The 24,230-nt window shown below is 40.1% G+C and carries 3 protein-coding genes; all 3 read right to left on the bottom strand.

Going from position 1 to position 24,230, the window contains the following annotated elements:
• Positions 1-23: 23 nt before the first annotated feature.
• Entirely contained in the window at positions 24-620 is a 597-nt protein-coding gene (locus JIV24_RS09955) for an OmpH family outer membrane protein (RefSeq protein ID WP_200464883.1), read from the bottom strand.
• A gap of 181 nt (positions 621-801) precedes the next feature.
• On the bottom strand, positions 802-1,896 hold the full coding sequence (locus tag JIV24_RS09950; RefSeq protein WP_234445776.1) for a PorP/SprF family type IX secretion system membrane protein: 1,095 nt from the start codon (positions 1,894-1,896) through the stop codon (positions 802-804).
• Positions 1,896-24,230, bottom strand: coding sequence for a PKD domain-containing protein (locus JIV24_RS09945; RefSeq protein ID WP_200464882.1), 22,335 nt, complete (start codon positions 24,228-24,230; stop codon positions 1,896-1,898). Before JIV24_RS09945 ends, JIV24_RS09950 begins: the two co-directional genes overlap by 1 nt.

The raw sequence follows: 24,230 nt of genomic DNA, 5'->3' as shown, positions 1-24,230 counted from the left end.
CTCTTTTTATACGATTATTCTATTTATTTAGAAGCCGCATGACGGGCATTTAAAGCTTCTACAATTTGATTTGTAATATCTACACCTTCGGCAGCATACAATACATTGTCGCCAAGTGTATTACTTAAAATCATCTTATAAGGATGATCCTTTGCATACTCATCAAGATAAGTAATTAAAGTATCACGCAACTGACGGTTTAATTTCTCTTGCTCTTGCATAAGTGCATTGGTCAATTGCTGATTTAATTGCGCCAGGTCCTGCTCAGCTTTAGCTAAACGCTCTTGTTCCTTTTGCGCACGCTCCATACTTAAGAAACCATTGTTCTGAACTTTACGCTGAAACGCAACAGCATCCTGCTGAAAAACTTTGGCTTTCTCATTAAAATCTGCTCTTGAAGCTTCTTCCTGATTCATCAACTGCTCATTTACTTCTTTAGCAAATGTGTAGTTTAATAGTAATGAATCTGTATTAATATATGCAACAGGGAATTCAGCATCAGCTTGTGCATTACTTGCAACATTCGCTTGTTGATTTCCTGTGTTATTACAACTTGATAAAAATAATATATTAACAGCAACTAATAATACGCCATTCAACACTGTTGATAATTGTTTCATACTCTCCCTAGTGAAATTTAACCATTTAATTTTACGGAGAACAAATATAAGTGATTACCCTTCATATAAAAATATTTGCTCCTTTTTTTTGATAATCTCTGATACCTTCAATTCAAGTAATAGCCTACTCAATTATCAATGATAACGCTTTGGTATTAGTCATTCCTAAAATAATGAAGCATTAAAAGAAAGAGCGCGACCGACGACGGTATTTCGACCCAGAGCCTCCGTTAATACCTGGGGCGCTACAAGGTATAGCTCCCCGGCTTTTTAACTTCTTAACAGTTTGATTAAAACGCCATATAAGACTTAGCTCATTTGCTCCGTTGCTATAACCTGCCAATTCCGACATTGTCCAGTCATAGCTGTATGCAAAGCGGGCAGGTCCTATATTAATGCCCAATATAAAGATGAGTCCATCGTGGTTCTCAAGTCCCCCACTTGAAGCAAAAGGGATTCCGCGATACCACACCCCCAGCTCCATTGGATTGATATACCAATACGTACCAAAATCAAGTTGACTAAACTGTTCCTGTAAGCGATAATTAAATGCCAATGTTATACTTTTTTCATCATTGCGACGCATTTTATCACTATAGCGGTATTTATAACCTCCGTAAAGCGAGGTTTTAAATGGATTAAACGTTTCAATATCAGTGGTGGCAATATCGCTCTTCACTAAATTATGAAAGGCAAATCCAAACCAAAAATCATTGTTATAAATCATTGCCGATGCTGCAGCATCAAAATGCTTGTGATTATATTCCTCATTCGCACCATTCGCACCATTTGGCACATAACTTCCGTCAAAATTCAGGCCGGATGGGAAAACGGCATCTACCAGATTTAGATTGCGTTCTTTATAAGCAAACTCTATTCCTGGCCGAACAAAAAGATCACGGGCTACTTCAATTTCATAAGAATAGGACGCACTGATATCCTGCCTCACCAGCAGGCCACTGCCGCTATCATCGCGCATGACCATTAAACCAAGGCCACTGCTATATTCTTCCAAGAAATGATCCACAGCAAAGGAATAGGTTCGATAAGTATTAGCTATTCCAGGCCACTGATCTCTATACGCAAGGCTCATTCTGGTGCCTTGTGTCAGTCCTGTAAACGATGGGCTTAAGTACAATGGATTTGCATACATCTGAGAAAAGGACACGTCTTGTGCATTGACATTTAGTGACAACATACAACATGTTATCACCATGCTAACAAATAGCATGTTCCCTTTTTCCAGCGGTTTATGGGTTATATCTATTTTCGTCATTATCTAACTAATAAAACACTTCCGGCTTTGTTAATTTGTCTTCCATTTGTAAATCGAACAAAGGCTTTATAAACATAAACTGCTTGTGGCGCTAATTGTCCTTTGTAGGTTCCATCCCAACCTTCATTAACATCATTCGATTCAAAAATCAATTGTCCCCAACGGTTAAATATTTGTATATTGAATTCTTCTACATCCTTATTTTTCGATTTAAAGATGGCGTCGTTACGTTCTCCAATTGTACCAGAACTGCCAGCTCCACCCGGACGCGGTCTAAAGGCATTAGGAAATTCAACATAGCCGCTATTAATAGCTTCTACTGCATCCTCCTTAGTAAATGAATCTTCACATCCGAATTTATTCTGAACCGTCAAGGTTATGGAATAAGTACCTTCTTTACCATAGACATATGATGGATTTTGTTTATCTGATGTTTGACCATCGCCAAACTCCCAGAACCAACGCACTGCATCCACAGACATATCGTAGCACCTGATTTCTTCATGTGGTAAATATACCTTTTCAGGGCTTACATTAAAATCAGCCACAGGATGATCGTGCACTAGTATACGTTTTGTGTATATGGCATCAGGCACACCTGTTTTTGACACCGTTAAAATGGCAGTATAGTTACCAGCGTTTTCATATGTATGTTCAGGACCAGTAATCATGTCTGTTTCATAAACATGTCCGTCACCAAAGTCCCACTTATAACGCTCACCTCCTACCGAATAGTTGGTAAACTTCACCTCAAACGGAAAACAGCCTTCTTCTTCACTTAAAGTAAAGCCAGCCTCTGGTGTTACTTTATAGTCGATGGTTACTTCGTCATAGGCTTCACAACCATCCGTTGTAATTGTCCAGCGGAAAGTACTCTTACCCTCAGGCAAATTGAGCACAGTGGTATTAAAGAAGGTCGTATCATCAAATGTTCCTCCACCTGCTACAATCGTCCATACGCCATTCAAGGCTCCCGGGTTTTGAGCTTGTAAAGTATAAGCAGGCTCATAGGTCACATCATCTTCACCGGCATATGCATTGGCTTTATTACTCACGACTGTGACAACATCTTCAGTGGTGCAATCACCATAAGAAATCGTCCACTTATAGATATTCTCACCATAACCGATATCAGTTACCATAGTGTTATATTGGTGTTCATCCTCAAATACACCCTGGCCACTAATGACGGTCCATTTGCCGTAATCACCTTCAACATATCCGGAACTTGTCTTAGGATCATTAGAATTAAGAACTATAAAGTCATCACATGTTACCCTATCATCACCTGCAAATGATTGTGCTGGCACTCTGTTGGTAATGACCACAGAATCCATGGAGATACATTCGCCATTGGTAATGGTCCATAATAGGATATTATCACCATGCCCAAGTTCACTAATCAATGTTTTAGCACTTGAATGATTCTCAAAGTTACCTTTACCTGACACCAATGACCATTCACCTATACCTGTACCCTCCTGTGGTATATTGGCATCAAGTTGGGACCAATCTTTACAATCCGTAATATCAGGACCGGCATTGGCAATATCGGCTGCGTTATTAGTAACAGTGATTGAATGACTCAATTGACACTGACCACGGGTAATTGTCCACTTCAAAACATTGACTCCAGGCTTCAGATTAGAAATGGTAGCAGTTGGACTAGTTGGGTTATCGAAATTACCATAACCTTCTTCAATAGTCCATAAACTCTCCTCTATAACTAAAGCATCCTTAGCTTTAAGGGTAATAGAGGCACTACATGTCTCCTCATCAATTCCAGCATAAGGTATCGATGGTTCATTATTGACAATTCGCACTACATCCTCTGACCAACATTCTCCATTAACAACACTCCACACCAGAACATTATCACCCTTTGCAAGACCTGTTATCTCTGTTTTGGCATTCAAGGTATCTACAATTTCTCCGGATCCACTTAACAACCTCCATCTACCAACTCCGATACCAGGAACTGTGGCATCCAGTATTGTATTATCACCACATAATTCCTGATAGTTACCTGCATAAGCTGTACTTGGTGAATTATTAGTCATGCTTACTACCGACTCTGTTTCGCAACCACGGTAGTTAACCGACCATCGTAATATATTTTCACCATGGCCTAAATTAGATACTCTGGAACTTGGATTATTGACATCCTCAAAAATAGCCTGGCTGGTACCTCCTACCACACTCCATGTTCCGATTCCTGGGGCTGCTGCACTGCCTTCTAATTGTACCTCATCCGAACATAAATCCATATTGTAACCTGCATGAGCATCGATACGGTTGTTGCTAATCATCACATCAGATACAGATACACATTTATTATTCGTTACTGTCCAGCGCAATACATTATCACCAAAAGCAAGATTATTAATTGTGGAGTTATTATCTGTTGTACTTGTTTCAAATGTAGCCGAACCATTGATTACAGACCAAACTCCATCACCAACTGATGGGTTATTGGCTGATAATGTTGTTGAATTTGTTTCACACAACGACTGGTTATCACCAGCAAAAGCCACTGATGGGTTATCGTTAGTTATGATTACCTCACTAGTATGAGAGCATCCACCATAACTAATAGTCCACTGTAATGTATTATCGCCTTGCTGTAAACCACGAACTTTGGTATATGGATTTGATGAATCATCGAAAGATGCAGAACCAGCACCAGCTTTGACAGTCCAGCTGCCCATTCCAGGCGATGCTATATTGGCCTTTAATGTTGCTGTATCAGCACACAATACCTGATCTTTACCGGCAATCGCCTCGATGTGGTTATTTGAAATATTGACTTCATCGGTTGAAATACAACCATTATTATCAACTATCCAACGGAATCGGTTAACACCCAAACCAAGCCCATTCACTTCCGATTTTGGATTAGATGAATCGGAGATGGAACCGGAACCAGCTACTAATTCCCATCGACCAACACCTTGGCCCGAAAGAACTGGTACTGCATCCAATAGGGTATTATCAACACATAGTCCCTCAGTGATATCCTCACCAGCATTGGCTTGATAAGGTTGATTATTGGTAATTACAAGCTCGTCCGATAGCGTACAGTTATTATTATTGATGGTCCATACTAAACGATTCTCACCCGGTGCTAGCTTTTTGGCCCATCCATTCTCAAGCGCATCAGGATCGGCATATCCACTTGATACAGTCCACTCACCCACTCCAAAAGCTGGTGTATTAGGCAGTAGTTGAACTGAATCAATACAAATTGAAAGATCTTCACCTGCATCAGGAACAGTTGGTGTGTTATTGGTAATGGTTACATATGCTTCGCTGTAACATTCCTCCAATGAGATTCGATATTTCAAAGTATTAGCACCTTGACTTAATCCCCTTACAACTGTTAATGGGGATGTATCATCATCAAAGCTACCACTACCGCTCACAACCGACCATTGTACAGTTCCTCTATTAGCTTCAGGAGCAATGGCACTTAATTCAAACTCATCCGTATTACAAATGGATTTATTCAATCCCGCATTGGCATCTACCACAGCATTATTCGTAATAACAACTACATCACTTGAGGCAGTACTTCCATTATATAAAGTCCATACGAAATGATTTTCTCCTTCGTCGAGTCCTGTTACAAGGGTATTAAACTTCGTTTTATCTTCAAATACACCAGCTCCCTCAATAATACTCCATTCTCCAAGAGCAAAGATTGGTTCATTGGCAGACAACAGTATCTCTGAATTACAGGTTGATGCATCCCGTCCGGCATTGGCCTCTTCTATAGAACCATTAGTGATGGTTACATCCGAATAGTAACTACATATACCATTGGTGACTGTCCAGCGGAATACACTCTCTCCCGCACGCAAGTCAGTAATTAAGGTTCCCGCATTATTAACATCTGCAATGGTTCCACCACCTGACATTAATGTCCATTCTCCAATACCAACAGCAGGCGCATCAGCCACCATAACAGCAGTTGTACCATTAACAAATATCGGATCACCAGCTGATACTTCCCTCTTATTACCATGTGAATCGACATAGTACGGGTTATCATTAATGACATAAACTTCATCTGAAGAGGTACAGCCATTATGTGTGATAGTCCAAACAAAACCATTACTACCATAATCAAGAGCCCCAACTAAAGCTGTTGGACTTTGTTCATCACCAGGCCTAATCGTTGCACCACCTACACCAGCAATAAGCGTCCACATACCATCATCATATGAATTTGGAACACTAGCATTTAACATGGCTGTTTTACCACAAATAATCGTGTCTTTACCAGCATAAACATCAACATGTTTGTTGTAAATTTCAATATCTGCAAAAGCAGAACAATCATGATGCTGAATAGTCCATCTGAAGACATTTAAGCCATGTGCTAATCCACTAACACGTGTATCATGGGCGGATAGATCATCGAATACTCCAGACCCCTCAATAACAGACCAGAAACCTGTTTCATTAAATGCTGCTGAAGGCATATTACCGGTTAATACAGTTTCATAGGCACATACTTCCTGTCGTGTACCAACGGTAGCTTGTGTAGCAGAGTTATTTGTAATAATTACTTCATTAAAACTAGCACAGCCATTTTGAGTTAAGGTCCAGCGCAAGGTATTTTCGCCCCTGCCTAGATTAGTAATTGTGGTAATAGCATTGGTACCATCATTGAACTCTCCGAACCCATCAATAATCGACCATTGTCCGGTTATACCAACCGATGGATTCGTTGGCGTAGCATCCAATGTATAGGTGTCACTACATGTCGTCTTATCAGAACCAGCGTCAACATCTAACATGCTATTGAAAATTCTTATTTCAGCGTATTTAGTGCATGAATTTTTAGTAACGGTATAACGGAATATATTTTCTCCATTTTGCATTCCGGATACGAGTGTTGTGGCAGAATTGACAGATGCTATGACACCTGCGCCACTCACCAAGGACCATAAACCTTCTCCTTCAACAGGAACAACAGCATTAAGGGTGATATTATCTGTACAAATGTTAATGTCAGAACCATTTAATATAATCGCATCTGATGGTTCATCATTAACAAGTTCAACATCTGCAGAACTAATACAACCATTTTTAGTTACACTCCATCTGAGCACATTAAGACCTGCATCCAGGAGAGAGATATTAGATGTTGCTGCATTAGCCGATTCAATTGCACCGTTTCCGGTAATAAAAAACCAGCTACCTGCTGTGCCTTCCGGTACTGCAGTACCATTAACTACAGCAGTACCGTTACAGACTACGCGTTGAATGGCTGTAGCTGCAATTGCTAATTCATTGTTATAGATATTTACGGTATCACTTGTTTCACACCCTGAAACTGTATTTTGAACAGCCCAAACAAAAGTATTCTGATTATCCTCGCCATAAGATAAAACCGATACAGTTGCATTTGGATTTGTTGCATCACTTATTTGACCAGAGCCTTTAATAACAGTCCATCTACCTGATTCATTAGCTTGTAGAGGAGCCGCCTGTAATACAAACATATCTGAACAAACTTGCTCATCATTACCCGCATATGCAAGTGGTAATGGGTAAACAGTTACTGTTAATTCCGGAGAAGTCGTGCCGACACCACAATCGTTCCATGGTGTTACACTGATAGCACCTGTTGTACTTGGATAATTCGGATCGATCATCACTTCAATAGAAGTTCCGTCTGTATTCCCTACAGGAATGAATCCTGCAGGCAAATGCCATTCGTAATAACTGGCATTATCAACCGGATCAATCGTATATACAAGTCCGCTCTCTAATTCACAAATACTTTCTGGTCCTACTGGCGCAGTTATTATTGCATCAGGTATAGGTTTAGCTGTTATCCAATATTGCTGAACCGGACTAATACCACAATCATTCGATGCATAAACAGTAAGATATCCACCGTCAAAATCAGCATCAAAATCCAATGTTACCGAGGTACTGCCATCTCCTGTCCGTATTGTTGCACCTGCAGGAGCCGTCCAGTCATAACCTCCCGTAGCATAAGATACAGCTTCAACAGAATAACTTACTCCTATTGCTCCCTGACATACACCAGCTTCATTGTCACTTTCATCCACTTTAATGGCAGATAATTGCCCAGGTGCGTGATTGACAGTAATAGTCGCTGAAGGTTGAACAACAATATCCATTTCGCAACCATTGGCATCAATAACCGAGGTAATAACATAAGTGGTCGAAACAACAGGAGTGACTCTCCATGCATATTGAGATAAGGCATCTGGTGTTACATTCAATGTAACTTCCTCGCCGTTAGCTTCAAATATAACAGTATATGGTTGTGCACCCTGGCTAAACTCCAGTAGCAAGGTTGCTTCTTCGCCTTCACAGATATCTCTGCTGCCGATTAAGCTTACACTTGGTTTGTTGTTAATCATTACATCAACCTGACCAAAACCGGAGTTTGCGCAGCCATAATTATCACTTACACTAATAACCTGATAACTGGCGTCAGCAGCTGGAGTGTCACTGAAAGTTGCACTATAGGTGTTAATTCCAGTTTCAGTTCCAGAGGTACCATTATTGATATCCTGCCATATATACGTGAATGGACCAGCTCCGGTAAAATTAACCGATAACTGAACCGAACCATCTTCACATACCTGATCCGGTCCGGTGATATTAGCCGTTGGTAACTCATTAACAGCCAACTGAACATGACCATCAACCACCATACCCAAATCACATGACGCATTACCAGGCTTATAAACCTTTGTCAATTCATAAGTACGGCTCGTTTCAGGGCTTACTGTAATTTCAAACGGTGTTTTATCAACAGTATATTCTGTCGCTGTAAAATCATCATAGAGTACAACTCGCAAGTTACCATCAGCAAAATCCCAATTGGAAGTAGTAATGGCTAACTGATAGTCATCTCCTAAACAAATTGCATCGGAGCCACTTACTGAGCTTAATTCTACAACAGCTGCTGGTTCTGAAATTAAGGTGAAGTCAGATTTATAACAGTTATTACGATCCGGTACTTTTGTATCCAGTTCCTCGGCATAATCAAATACTGTAACCGTATATTCCCCAGCTGGTAAGTTGATAAAGCTAAACGTGCCAGCCGGTTCTTCTGCCTCTGCAAAATAACCTGTTGCGCTTGTAATTTCTACATGGTAATAGCCGGATGCATTAGGTGTACCACCTCCAATAGTTACTCTAATTTCTCCAGATGAAGAACCAAAGCAATCTACATCATTAACTTTAACAGTTGACAGCGTTAGTTCTGCCGGCTCTTTAATCTCAATATTTTCCTGATAAGTGTTTAAAACATTATCTGTTACTGTCACCTGATAGGTACCAGGAGCTAAATCAACTAAATCAGCTTTCGTATCGTTAATATCCAGGTTCACACCTGGTCCTGACAACTGAATGCGATAATTCAAACCTGCTATAGCAAAACCACCGTAAACACGTGTAATGTGTATCTCACCATTATTCTCACCATTACATGGACTTATTTGATGAACTACCTTCTCAAAACCGAGTGCTTCGCCTGGTTCTACAACTCTGATACCTGATAATTCAGATGTACATCCGTTGGCATCAGTGGCTACTACACGATAGGTTCCTGCACTTATTCCAGTTATTGGATTATTTGTGCCAATAGAAACATCTGATTCATCAAACCACTCTATTGAACGAGGCGCAATACCGTCATAAACATCAACTTGAATTTCACCATTAGAACCACCTGGAACTGTCACATCAGTCACTTGTGGGTTATCCACTTTAATGTATGATACGGGCTCTTTAATTTCAATATCGCCTGTGGTAAGAGTGCACTCATTGGCATCTTCAATGGTTAGGTTATAGATACCTGCCATTAGTCCGGTCGGATTAGAACCTGTGGCCACAGTTGTACCACTTGTCCATGTATAGATATAGTCACCCGATGTTGGCAATACACCACCAGAAGCAATAACTTTAATTTCACCAGTAGCAGCACCATGACAAAGCACATCGATAATATCAATATTATCAATCGTTAAAGGCGCTGCCGGTCCTTTCACTTCATAAGACTGAACGAAATCACAGCCTAACGCATTGTCAACAACTCGTAAACCATAAATACCCTGTACCAGGTTATCATGTATGGCAGTTCCCAAAGCACCATTCCAATAATATGAATAATCACCTGAGCCACCGGCCACTGAAGCTTCTAATCTTCCGCCAGGCTCTCCGAAACATATCTTAGAGTCAAAGGCGGCTACATTAACACTTAAGCCGGTTGATGCATTGATTATGAAAGAATGTGTCATCGAACAGTCGGTTCCACCCGCATCAGTTCTTCCATCTGTAATGGTTACTTCGTATTCACCTTCACTTAAACCACTCTGGTTTTGTGCTCCGACAACAATACGTGTGGCATCACCGGATTTGACATTCCAGTCAAATATATAATTTCCATCACCTCCAAATACATCGTAAGAGATGCTTCCGTCATCATTACCAGAACATGAAACAGGCGTGATGTCTTCATTAAGTATTTCAATACCATCAGTTATGGTAAAAGTAGTGCTGGCTGTACAGCTACGTCCATCTCCTAAGTCTGAAACAACAACTGTATAAGTTCCTCCTGTTAAGTTCGTCTGGTCTTCAACGCCCTGAACCAGCCCCGTACCATCAGTAGAGCTCCAATCGTATGAGAATCCTGCTCCTGAACCACCAACAACCGTTAAATCAATTGCTCCGCCAGTACCATCACATATTGTTTCTGTGATATCTGTCGTCAAGATAATTTCTGCATCCTGTAACACATCAATATTAGCTGTTGCCACACAATAATTGGCATCAGTTACAGTAACGGTATAAGTATCAGCAGGCAGTTCATATTGATCTTTATTAGTAATCTGGTTGCTACCAATCACTGGAGACCAGCTATAAGTATAAGGTCCTTCGCCTCCGGATACTTCAATTTCAATCTGACCATCGCTTAATCCGAAACAAGACGTATGTATGACGGTTGGATCAATGACAATTGCTTGAGGCTCTTCAACCACGATATCAAATGTTTTGCTACAACTTCCAGTTCCATCGCTTTCAATTTGATCGGTGATTGTAACTGTGTAAGTGCCGGCATATAGATTATCAATATTTCGGTCCGTGGATGTAAATACAGAAGGACCAGTCCAGCTAAATGTATAAAGTCCGCTTCCTCCACTCACATTTAACACTATAGAACCATTCGCTCCACCATTACAAGTTACCGAATTAACGACCGGATTAATAACTATCTCATCAGAAACAGTTAAAGTCCTGCTTAACTCACAATTATTTTCATCACGTACAGTGATAGTATAGACACCTCCCTGTTCAATTAACACAGACGTTGGATATCCAGGAGCTGCAATCGCTGCTGGAGTAAAGGCCGGACCATCCCAACTATAGGTATAAGCTCCTGTTCCTCCATTAACATTTTCAACCACTAATGTTCTTTCGAAAGGTTCACAGTTGGTGTAGTCATAGCGAGTGTCAAAGCTAATGGCTTCAGGTTCAAAAAGGGTATAATCAGCATCTAACTGACACGTAACCCCATCAATAACGGTTGTCATTCGAACCGTGTAATTTCCTGCAACAAGATCAAGCTGATTTTGCACATTTGGTACAGAAATGCCAGGGCCAGTCCATTGGTATGTTGGGTTAATGGCTGTACCATTCAACTCAAGTGTAATAGCTCCATCGCTGGCACCATTACAACTCACATCATTGATTTGAGGTGTGAATGAGAAGGCATTTTCAACATCAACTATAAACTCTTTAATGACTGAACAGCCTCTGACATTATCAGTTATCGTTAATACGTAATTACCTACAGAAAGACCATACTGATTCAAGGAACTATTATCAATGCCTATACCTCCATCAGTACTAGTCCAGGCATAGGAATAATCCCCGGATGTTCCATCAATAGTAATACCAGTAATGGCACCATTATTAATACCATCACAAGTTGTATTAACAAGCGGATCGTTGGTAATAACAATATGTTCTAACGTAAACTGATACTCGAATGAACATTTAGCAGGATCTGTGGAATTCAAATCAAGGATGGACAGATTATAAGTGCCTGCCTCCAGATTATTAAAGATTTCTGTTTTCACAGTTCCATTAGCTACACTAATTGGATATGACAAGCTTGCCTCTGGTAGTGCTATCTGGTAATTGTAATTACCGCCTGCAAGAATACCTCCGGTAATACCGAATGAGAAGCTACCGCTTGTGACATCAGCAGGATCACAGTTAATATCATGAGCAATATTTATCACGCTTAATGCTTGAGAAGGCTCAAGTATAGTTACCGTTTTAGTTGAAACAGCACAACTAGCTCCTCTGGCATCAAATACTTCAATCACATAAGTTCCTGCAAATAACTCGCTAAAGTTTAAAGCTTCCGTGCCATCACCAGTTTTTGCACCTTGTCCGTTAAGAGTTACAGTATATGGAGCGATTCCACCTGCAACATTAACAGAGATGATTCCACTGTTATCGCCAACACAAGTGCTAATGTGCGTCAAATCTTCAGTGATTGTTATAGTATTACCATCGTTAACAATAATACCAGCTTCTTCTACAGTACAATTATCAACAAGACTGGTTACTACCAAACGGTAATCACCTCCAGATAAACCACTAATAGTAGCAGTACCATCTAATTCATAATCCTGATATGCTGTACCGTCATGCAGATACCAGTCGTAACGGTAGGCAGCTGCTAATCGACCACTTACGCTGGTCACAATTTGCCCGTCATTGCCACCCGAACATGTCACATCCTTGATATCATCAATAGAAATATGCAACTCATCAGGCTCATTAACAACATAGGTATTGGTATACACACAACCTTGTTCACTGGTTACTGTAACCGTGAAAGTTTCACTTGTTGCAATTGGATCGAGTACATTATTTGTATAAGTTGTTCCATCGTGCAATGCACCACTCACAAATGTTCCTTTGGAGCCACTCCAAACAATATGATCAGTCGATACAGGTGCACGACCATCTAGCGTCACAATCACACGACCATCAGCCTCACCATAACACGAAATATCTTTTATACTTCCGGACAAGCTTATTTCTGCTTCCTGCTCAATACGTATACCAGCCTGGTGATAATGCGTACCTTTACTATCATAAGCATCAATGGTATAGGTGCCGGCCTTAAGGCTATTTACCGTACTATTCACTGAAGCAGGGTCAATACGTTCGGAGTCATAAGTTACACCATCATCCTGGTTTCCGGTTATTTGATAATAATAACCACCATTATGCGAGCTGAACTCAACCTGAACTTCACCATTGGCTTCTCCAAAACAAACAGCATCACGTGTAGTAACTGCAACAATTAAAGGATTTGGCTGATTGACAATCACATCAGTAATCGTTGTATCACAACCCGTTGGTGTATCCGTAATGGTGAATGAATAAGTTCCGCCTACCAGATCATTTCTTAAGAAATCACTAATACTGGCATCATCAGCCCAGCTGATCGAATATGGAATTCCATTACTACCTTCTACTGTATGCACATCAATAACTCCATCATTATTTCCATAAACAGTTACATCAGAAACGGCCCAGTCAATATTAAAAGCATCAGGCTCATTTATAGTTATTGTATTTGAAACAGTACATCCGTTGGCATCAATAAATGTATAAGTATAATCACCTCCGGTATAAACATTGAGCTTAGCAATATCACTTCCTAAAGAAAGTGTTTCACTGTTAATTATGCCATTTGGTCCTGACCATATCACCTCGTCACCTGCTAAAAAATATCGATTGAGTTGAATCGATATTTCGCCTGCACCTTGATCACCTGAATAACATGTTAAGTGCGTAATGCTCTCATTAATAATATTCTGAACAGGTTGATTAAGAATAATAGCCGCCTGGCTAAAGCTATTACCAGCATTGTCAGTAATCTGAATCTGGTAATCGCCAGCTTTTAAGTTATCCCAAAGGTAACTTCCAGTATTGTTCGCTATTGTTTGACTATCACTAAATAAATTACCATCGTATTCATCGCCTGTTAACTGAACCATATATGGCTCATTTCCGCTAAGAATATAAACAGCAATTTCACCTAAGGCATCACCATAACACTGAATATCAACATCTGATTCAGTTATATTAGCAGTTAATGCGTCTGGTTCAGAAAGAATTATATCTCCTGAATCATAAATGCAGCCATTGGCATCCTCAATACGATAGGTATACGTACCGGCCGGTAATCCTGTTTGCAGGCGTTGGTCGTTGACTAAAGTAGCACCAACAGGACCTGTCCATATAATCGTATAATCCTCAGGTTTAGAACTATCAGGTGTATTACCTGTTAAGACATCAATGTTAATTTCACCGTTGTTATTGCCGGTTGGAGACACATGAGTAACAGTATGGTGAACATCCCAGGCCGAAGGCTCAGTAATCGTATAGGTTTCTGTAATTGTACATCCATCCTGATTCGTTACAATTACCTGATAGTTACCTGGTATAGTAGCATCTGCTCCGGCAGCAATCGTTGTTGTAGGTACAGGAGCACTATTAGGGTTAATGACCTGCCATGTCTCCGAACCATCTTCATGACCACCCAAAGCAATCTCAATTCTACCATTGACACCACCATGGCATGTAATATCCGACAGTGTCGGTGTAATCGTAGTTTCTGGGTTTTGTGTGATTGTTATAGAAGATTCTATAAAAGTTTGAGAGGCATTATCTGTCACAGTCACCTGATAAACACCTGGCTTCAAGCCAGTGAACTCACTGGTTGTCAGCGTTTCGTTTTGTTCTACAAAAGCAGTACCATCATCAGGCACACCGTTAAGACTTACGGAATATGGAGCATTACCAGAGGTAATATTAACTGTAATCATTCCATTTTCAGCACCATAACAATTAATATCTGTATCTGTTACGCTGACTACTAACGCTCCCGGTTCGGTGATAATAATATCCAAACTGGTATACGTACATCCATTAGTATCTTCAATCACATAATAATAGGTGCCGGCTCCGATGTTGGTATTATCAGCACCTGTTACTCCTGTTAAAACACCATCCTTATACCAGCTCACTGAATAAGCACCAATGGCATTTTCAACATTATTTATCAGAATGCGTCCGTCAGTTGCCCCACTTGTTGAAACATGTGTAAGAGCATGACTGGCACTAATAGCATCAGGTTGAGTCAGTGTGATGACCAATGGATTACTCATACACCCAAACTCATTCTGTACATTAATCGTATATGTTCCAGCCACTAAACCTGTTTGCTGTTTTTCGGTTGCTACCGAACCAGTAGCAGACCACCCAAATGGTACAGTACGTGTCCAGTTAATGGTTGAGTTTGCTTCATCAATGGCGTAGCCTACGGTTTCAACCTCAATTTCACCATCATTACCACCATGGCATATTATATTCTGCGAGGAAGTTACTGCAACATCCAATTGTGCAAATTGGTTTATTGTAACTGACTTACTTAAAGTCTGTCCGGCAGCATCGGTAACGATAACATCATAGTTTCCGGATTTAAGATCGGTAAACATATAGTTACCCTTAACCAGACCATTAATTATCTGGTTAACTGAATTCCCTTCATAGTCATTACCAGTCAGTTCTATCTGATAATCAGCATTACCTGAAATAATATCAACTCCAATACTACCATTATTGAAATCATAGCAAGTCGCATCAACACCTTCCAAGTTGATCAGCAATTGATCCGGTTCAGTAACGGTTAAAATATCAGTGTACTTACAAAGACCTGTTGCATCCGTTATAGTAAACTGATAATCGCCTGCTGATAAACCACTTCTCCACCATGAAGTTAGAGTTGGATCATTATCCCAAACGATAGTGTAAGGCGCCGTATTACCAGTAGGTGGAAAATCAACTTCTACCGTACCATCATTATGCCCAAAGGTTGTAACTGGTGTAACAAAGGTTGTTACATTCCAATCACTCGGTTCACTTATAATAATATCTACAGCTTGCACTGACGGACATCCATTACCATTGGTAACAGTAACAGTGTAAGTACCTGCTTGTAAATTAGTTTTAGAATAGTTTGATGTTGCAGTTAAAATACTTTCAGGACCTACTGCGTATCCGTTATCAGCTGTCCACGAGACAGTTCCTCCGTCAATGTGACCTGAAAGTTCAACTGATAGTGCACCATTATTTTCACCATAACAAATAATATCTGTTGGTACAGGTACAATAGTCAATTCATCTGGTTGTGCTAAAACAACCGTTGAAATAAAGATTTCCGAAGAAATGTTATCCGTTAATTCAATATAATAGGAACCAGCTTCCAGATCAGTAATCACAAACGTATTGGTATTCTGATTGAAATTATTAGTATAAGGAGTACCACCTTTTTCAAGAGTACCAACAATATCAATCGTGTAATCGCCATTACCTTGAATTATCTCGATAATAATTACACCATCATTTAAGCCGTAACAAGTAATATTAGTACTGGTCGTTGTTGGATCAGTTACGGTAAATTCAAATGGCTGACTTAAAGTTATGTCAATACTTGTATAAGTACACCCTTTACTATCTGTTATCGTAAATCGATATGTACCAGCATCAAAGTTTGTTACATTCCAAATATTATCAAAGGCAGGAAGTGGTGTCCCGTCTTGTTGCTCCCAAGTAATTGAATAGCCTCCATTGCTGCCACTGCATGTGTGTACATTTATAGAGCCATCTCCGCCATTGTATTTTGTTAAGTTAGTCGGCGTATAAGCTACGTTCCATGCAGATGGTTCTGCAACTACATAATCTGAAGAAGTCACAGTACAGCCATTGTCATCTTCAACAATCACGCAATAAGTACCTAGTGATAAATTAGTTACCTGATCCATTCCATAACCTTGATCATGAATAATATCAGGTGTCCCTTTTCTATACCAGGTAAATAAGTAATCACCGGCTGGAGCAACGTCTCCACCGCTTACATTTCCTTGAAGATTAATAATTCCATCGGTACCACCGTTGCACGTTACAGGTGTAATGCTTTCAGCTCCAATAGTTATGGCAGCATTTGCCAGTTCATTAATAGTAGCATCAGCAACTGCTATCTGGTTACTTTTCTCACAACCAGTTCCTAAATCTTTTACATCAATAACATATGTACCAGATGACAATGCAGTAATAGGTGATGCTTGCCAACTAGTACCTCCATCGATACTATACTCAAATGGACCAACACCACCAACAGTGGTTAATGCTAATTGACCCGTCGCTTCTCCAAAACACTGAACATCTGTTGTGACACAAGTCGTTGCGAAATCAGTTGGTTGCGTAAGTGTATGCGTTTCAGTATCGACAGCGCAAGCAACAGCATCTCTGTCTCTCACCTGAAAAACATATGCACCAGCACTTAAGTTACTATATGTATGAATTGCCCCTAAACCGGCATCCCAAGTTAATCCACCATCTTTAGAGTAATCATAATTACCACTTCCTCCTGTGGCTGAAAGAACGACTTCGCCATCCAACTCACCATTACAAGAAGCATTCGTAAATGAAGAAATTGTCAAATCTAAAACTTCAGGTTGTGTGAGCGTTATGATTGGGAGCAGCTGATAATCACAACCTATTGCTTTTGAGTCTCTTACCCAGATAGTATGATTACCTGCACTTAAACCATTTATTGTAAATATTGCAGCATTATCACCTGCATTATATCCGCCGTTATCTACATTAAACTGATATGTACCAGAACCACCTGATGCAGTGATCGTTATTGAACCATCATTTCCTCCAAAACAAGTGATATCTGAAAGAGTCGTTAACACTAAACTAATTGGAGCAGGGTCAACAAGAGCATAAGTACCGACCAGGTATTCACAGTTGATATTATTGGCATCACGAACTTTCAAATTATAATTGCCTTCTATCAAGCCGGTAAAAGTAAAATCATCCATAGTGGCTGAACTTGAATTCGCCCAGTCAATAATTACAGGACCTTCCAGTCTGAATTGATAATCGCCAGAACCGCCATCAACTTTTACAGAGATGCTTCCATTACTTTCTCCGTTACATATATTGTTGGTAACAACAGTTGGAATTTCTAAAGTAATTGGATCAAGCTGAGCTATTACATATGGTGCCGCGACATTATTATAGCTACATTCATTATCATCAACAACAGTAATTGTATAGTTACCAGGTGCTAATCCAGAGATGGTTTCCACATTCGCAACTCCATTTGACCAACTAATGTTATAAGGTTCAGCTCCTCCCACGACATCTACTTCAATAGTACCAGTCGCCTGACCGGCACAATCTGCATCGGTGATGCTAACAGTATTAACATCCAAAACAGCAGGTTCCGTAATAGTAAAAGTTTGAATAACAGGTCCACAAGAATTTGGCACATCAGTGATAGTTAATTCATAAGGACCATTCGCAACATCCAGATTTTCTATGAAAACATCGTTAGAAATTACAACTCCACTGTTATTGGACCATTGATAAACATAATTACCACTCCCTCCTTGAGCTAAAACTTCCAATCGCCCATTATTACCCGCATTACACGATACATTCGAATGCTCAACCAATGAATAACTTAAGGCTGAAACATCTATAAGTATCACATCAACAGAAACATAGCCACAAGTTGGATTAGCCAAATCGCGGACATAAACGGTATAGTTTCCTGCACCTTGTAGTGCTAATTCATAACCATCTACTCCATTGTTAGCAGGATTCCAAATTGGTACAGCTACGACAGCCGGATCATCTGTTGTAAATTCATAAGTTCCGGAAGCAGCATTCGCAGCCCTCACAATAAAACTACCATCCTTAGCACCATTGCATGTAATTCCTACCTGTGATTCTTCCACTAAAGTTAAGGCAGCTGGTTCTGTAATCACTACCGGAGCAGCAAGCTGTGTGATACATCTATTATATAAGGGATCCGCATCGCGTACCCAAATGTTATAAGTTCCAGCTGACAGTCCATTTACTCGATAGCCATCTGTGCCAACATTTGCTGGTAGCCAAACTTCAGCTGTCGTTGCCGGATCAGTTAATGAAAATTCATAGACACCAGATCCTCCTGTTGCAGTTACTGTGTAAGAACCTTCAACTCCAGCGTGACAAACATTATCATTATGTAATGCTGGGTCGGCAGCTTCTGCAAGAGTCAGTGGAGCATTACTATCGATTGTTACACCAATCGTTGTAGAACAGCCATTCGCATCTGTCACTGTTACGCTGTGGTTGCCAACCGGCATACCCGTTTCTGTTAAGGCTGTTCCACCTGTCGACCAAATAATCGTATAGCCATCAGGCAATGTTCCATCAGGTGTTCCCCCGGAAATAGAGATGGTGGCACTTCCTTCACAGTCAACACCTGCCGTACATGGCGTGCAACCAACATTCGTTGTTGACACGATATTTGCATTGAGTACTGATAAAGGCTCCCCGATAGTAACGGTTAATATATTAATATGTTCCGAACACTTAGCAGCAGGTACATCAAGATCGCGTATTGAAATTTGATTATCGCCTGTAGCTAGGCCAGATATCACAGTAGAACTTTGCCAGTTTGTACCATCAATGGAATATTCATAGTTTCCACTACCACCAAAACCATCTACAGTGATGGTTCCGTCAGAACCTCCAAAGCAACTCACGTCTGTGACATCAACTAAAGTTATACCAAGTTCGTAAATGATAATATCTGCACTGCCATTCATTACAGCAGCACAGCCTCCCATGTTGGCTATTATTGTATAATTTCCTTCTTCGGTAAACAAACGCTCTGCACCACCTTGTGTATTATCAACAGTAAAATTAAATGAGTTGCCTGTTCCAACAAACGTTGCAGGAATTGATAGGCTACCACCATTCAACAACAATTCATAAGAAACACCTGGTGACGATCCGTTTAAACCAATAGTCTGACCAGCTACAGTTGCCTGACTGCAATACACTCCACCCCCCATCACATCAAATAAAACAGAAGGTGTCTCTATAATTTCGATTTGTTTACTGATTGTATGCGTACAACCATCAGCCCCTGTTAAGATATATTCCAAAGTATTGATCCCAATACTCATAGCTGAAGGATCAATCGTAGCCACACCATTAACCGTATTGCTTAAACCGGCAATGGCAGTAAATGAAGCTGTAGCACCAGCTGGCATTGAAACACCTGTTAATGTAATGATTCCTGAAGTATTACAAATTTTATCGCCATCGAAAATACCTAAGAAGTCCAGTTGTGGATAAATATCAAAGGCCCCTTCAACCACCTGCTCACAGCCATTACCTGTACTCACAAAAGTCATCACAACGCGGTAATTTGTACCAACATGACCATCTGGATCGATCGTTGCTGTATTATCACCGTTATCATTTAACCAGTTAACATTACTACCATCACTGGCAAACATCTCAAATGAAGCTACACCCACACTCTGTTCAAGCTCACTGGCTGAAATCGTAAAAGATGCATCACTTTCAAAATACGCACTGCATAAGCCGATAATAGATTCGTTCGGCTCACTTACGGAAAAAGTTCTGGTAACTGTTTCAATACAACCGTTATTATCCACGCGATGGGTAATCGTATTATCAGAAGGAAATAGGTTAAGTGTGCTTGTAAGTGTATTAAATCCAGTTCCAATGATAGAACCGTTTAACGAGAACTGTGAAGAATAATTCGCAATATCCGGATCAACAGCTGTTAACTCAACACCCCCATGGTTTATACAGAACTTATCAATTTCATCGCCGTCTGTATCTTTAGGAAAAGTAAACCAGGCATCAGGAGCCTTAGTGATGGTTATTTCCTGAATTAATTCATTTAAACAAGATCCACTATAGTAGCGATATATCACTTTATACACACCTGTGGTTCCTCCATTTGAAGTCACTAATTGGTTGGCATTGAAGTTTTGTGTATTATTAACAATACCGGATGCCAATGTATTATTACCAGGATCTATAATTTCAAAAGTCGAATTATCAACAGTGGCTGGAGGCAGCACCCCATCAATGTATCCGCGTAATGGGTAATCAGTATTATCGTTGGCACAATATTCGTTCGCTAAACCAACAATACTAATTGGTATACCTACATTAACAATAATACTGGTCGAGCCTGTACAATTGGTAACTGGATCTGTATAATCAAAGAAGATGGTGTGTGTCCCATTACCAGCCAAAGATGGGTTAAACTTATAAGAACCGCTATCTAATATAATAGCAGCAGGCGTAGAACATGAAAATACACCTGACACAGGCGAACCATTTAACTGACCTACTAAAGGATAACCAGTATTATCATCCTGACAGGGTTCAGCAGGTATCGAACTTACGATGTTTAGTACCCCGTTATTTAAATCATGTATGGTTAAGGCATTTCCCTTTAATTCCTGCAAACAACCATTATTGTCGGTATAATAGTAATCTATAATATAAGTACCTGCTGCACCATCGGCTGGATCAAAAGAAAGGGTACCGGCGGAAATATTAATATTGTGTGGACTAGCAAATCCTACAGCGCCAATTAATTTGTATTCACCTGTTGTTGAAGGAGAAAGACCAGGATTAGGCATCCCTGTAAAAAGCTGCGGACCATCATCAATACATAAATCAGATGGTATGTTTGGATTAACCGCTTCAAGGGCAAACTCTACGATGTTAATGTTATCTTCGATAATTAAATTACACCCTAAACTCGAAGTTCGTGCTTCAACTGAATATAATCCTTCTGTTACATTGGCAAAACTTCTTGGGTTACCGTCACCTGTAACGAAGTCTACCTCATTTCCTGCATCATCAACCAAGAAGTAATTAATACCTAACTCAGTAGTTTCAATATTTATTGGTACACCAGGAAAACCCTGACAATAGGCGCTCACCGGATAGGTCACATTCTGATTAATAGGCTGCTGCTCAATAATCAGTTCATCACTCAAGAACTGGGAACACGTACCTCTTTCTGCTAAAATGGTATAACTAGCAATTTCATTTAATCCGCTAAATGACACTGAATTTGTGCCATTCCCCAGAATAGGAGGGTATTTAGCGTCCGGAATGGCTCCACCACCAATATCGATATGCAAAGTATATAATACATCTTTCTCTCCAACCGGTATTGTGATATTACCAGTACCACATACGTAACCAGGGCTAACAGCAAGAAACGAAACATCGGTAAGTGCTGCATCAATAATTACATCACCATCCATCCAACGCTCACATCCTGTTATGGTATTAGTAGCCAAAATAGTATAAGTACCAACAGCACTTACTCCAGTAAAATTGGCACTACCTACTTGAGAAGTAACAAGTGTATTTCCAACTCCATTATCAACATATAATGAGTAGCTTACACCAGCTTCTGTTGCGCTTAAACTTATATCAACAGTTATACCTTCGCAAACATCTGCTCCCGTGACATTGTATAGTATTGGCAGAGCATTGATGGTCATGCTTGTAGTAGGGTTCATTGTTGTTGAACAAGAACCTATGGCTGAATACCCAATCAATGAATAGGTACCACTTGCTGAGATATTAGGAATACTAAAGGGATTACCATCTCCAATATGAGAAGCTACTTCTGTGGCTCCGTTAAAAAGGCGATAAATCACATTAGTCTCTGAGCCTGAAACCTCAAATGTATAATTAGTACCTTCACAATGCGGCTGAGCTTCGAGTATGCTAACATCGAAAACAGACGGTTGCTGATAAATAGAAACCTGACCTGTCATGCTCACATCAGCGCAAGTACCTGATTGCGCAATTACGGTGTAAGTTCCAAAAGCACTAACTGCAGTCGGGAAAATAAAAGATCCGGTACTACTGCGATCAACATACTCTATTTCCACTCCATTATGTAATAACAAGTACCTGACACCTGGTTCACTGTTATCCACACCAATGTTAATAGATGTTGTTGAAGTTGCTAATTTACATATATCAGTACCTGTTACATTATAAGCAAGCGGTGCATTTACAATATTGACCTGTACCGGTTCAGAGACACTAACACACTCCGGGTTATCCACATTGTAAATCTCAACAACAAATTGCCCAAAAGCATTATAGCCAGCAGTGCTTTCATCACTGTTTAATGGAAATGTAGAACCTGTACTCTCAAACATTAACTGGCCATTCTGAAACCAATTGTATTGTGCTGTAATACCCGCCGGTACTGTACCATCAAGTTCTGTAGTCAGATTAATGGCAGTCGTTCCTGTAAAACACATGCCAAAAACACCTGAACCATAAGGATTATCAATAATACTCACTGGTGGTAAGGGCACATTGCTGATATAAACATCAGCTGTCCTGACAATTAATTCCGGGGTACCGTTATTATCACAATCTCCACTAACATCAACGTAATAGTAACCAGGCGAGTCGGCTCCTGTTAGGGTATAGGTATTATCAATGCCAATAGAAAATTCATTTCCACTATTATGATCAGCATCACTATCGTAAAACCATTCAAATTGAAAATTACCCGGATCATATGGTAATACTTCCAGCACATTAGTTCCATCAAAGACATCAGGATCACATGCTGATCCTCCACCCTGAATTTGAACAGCAACAGCATCTACTTCAGCCAATTGAATTCTATTCGTTGTAATATCAAGACATGAACCACTTTCAACAAGAGCAAAGAATATATCTTCGTTCTGATACCCAATATTTCCTGCATTTAGATTAATAGTTTCTGGATTTGTCGCACCTGTAATTTCATTTTGCGTACCGTCATTATGGAGAAGCACATAATCCACTGCGTTAATGGTAGCGGTGCCTGGTTCAGGAACCTCTACAACATTGAAGGTATATGAATTGGGCGTTCCATTAGGGCAAAACAAAACAGCATTTGTGGTATTAGCTTCATTTCGCAACTCAAATTCGGGAGATACGATATTAGTTAATTCTATAGTTATATCGTAAGTTTGATCAGGTCCATGATACCAAGTCAAAGTAAAGGTATCCCCAAAGCTATATCCTTCAAAACCACTGATAATAGCATTCGGATCATTAATGTTTGAGAAAGTTAATCCGGCGGTATTACTCCAATAACCCTTTTCCAGGTGACCATTAGGAGCCCCATTAAGATCCCCATTATCATCCACAACATATGCATCTAGTGTTAGATAATCTGCTAATCGAACAACCCCATTCTGACAAACATTCACATTGGCCTGGCCTATCGCTTCAACTCCTACCAACAAACTAAGGATTAACATCAATGATGCAATCCTTCCTATAAGCCTTAACTTTCCTAACGCTTGGGTATTTACGCCCAT

The sequence above is a fragment of the Carboxylicivirga marina genome, assembly GCF_016612505.1.
In the GTDB taxonomy this organism is placed as follows: Bacteria; Bacteroidota; Bacteroidia; order Bacteroidales; family Marinilabiliaceae; genus Carboxylicivirga; species Carboxylicivirga marina.
The sequence above is the reverse complement of the archived record's forward strand: the minus strand, read 5'-3'. Positions and strand labels throughout refer to the sequence as shown.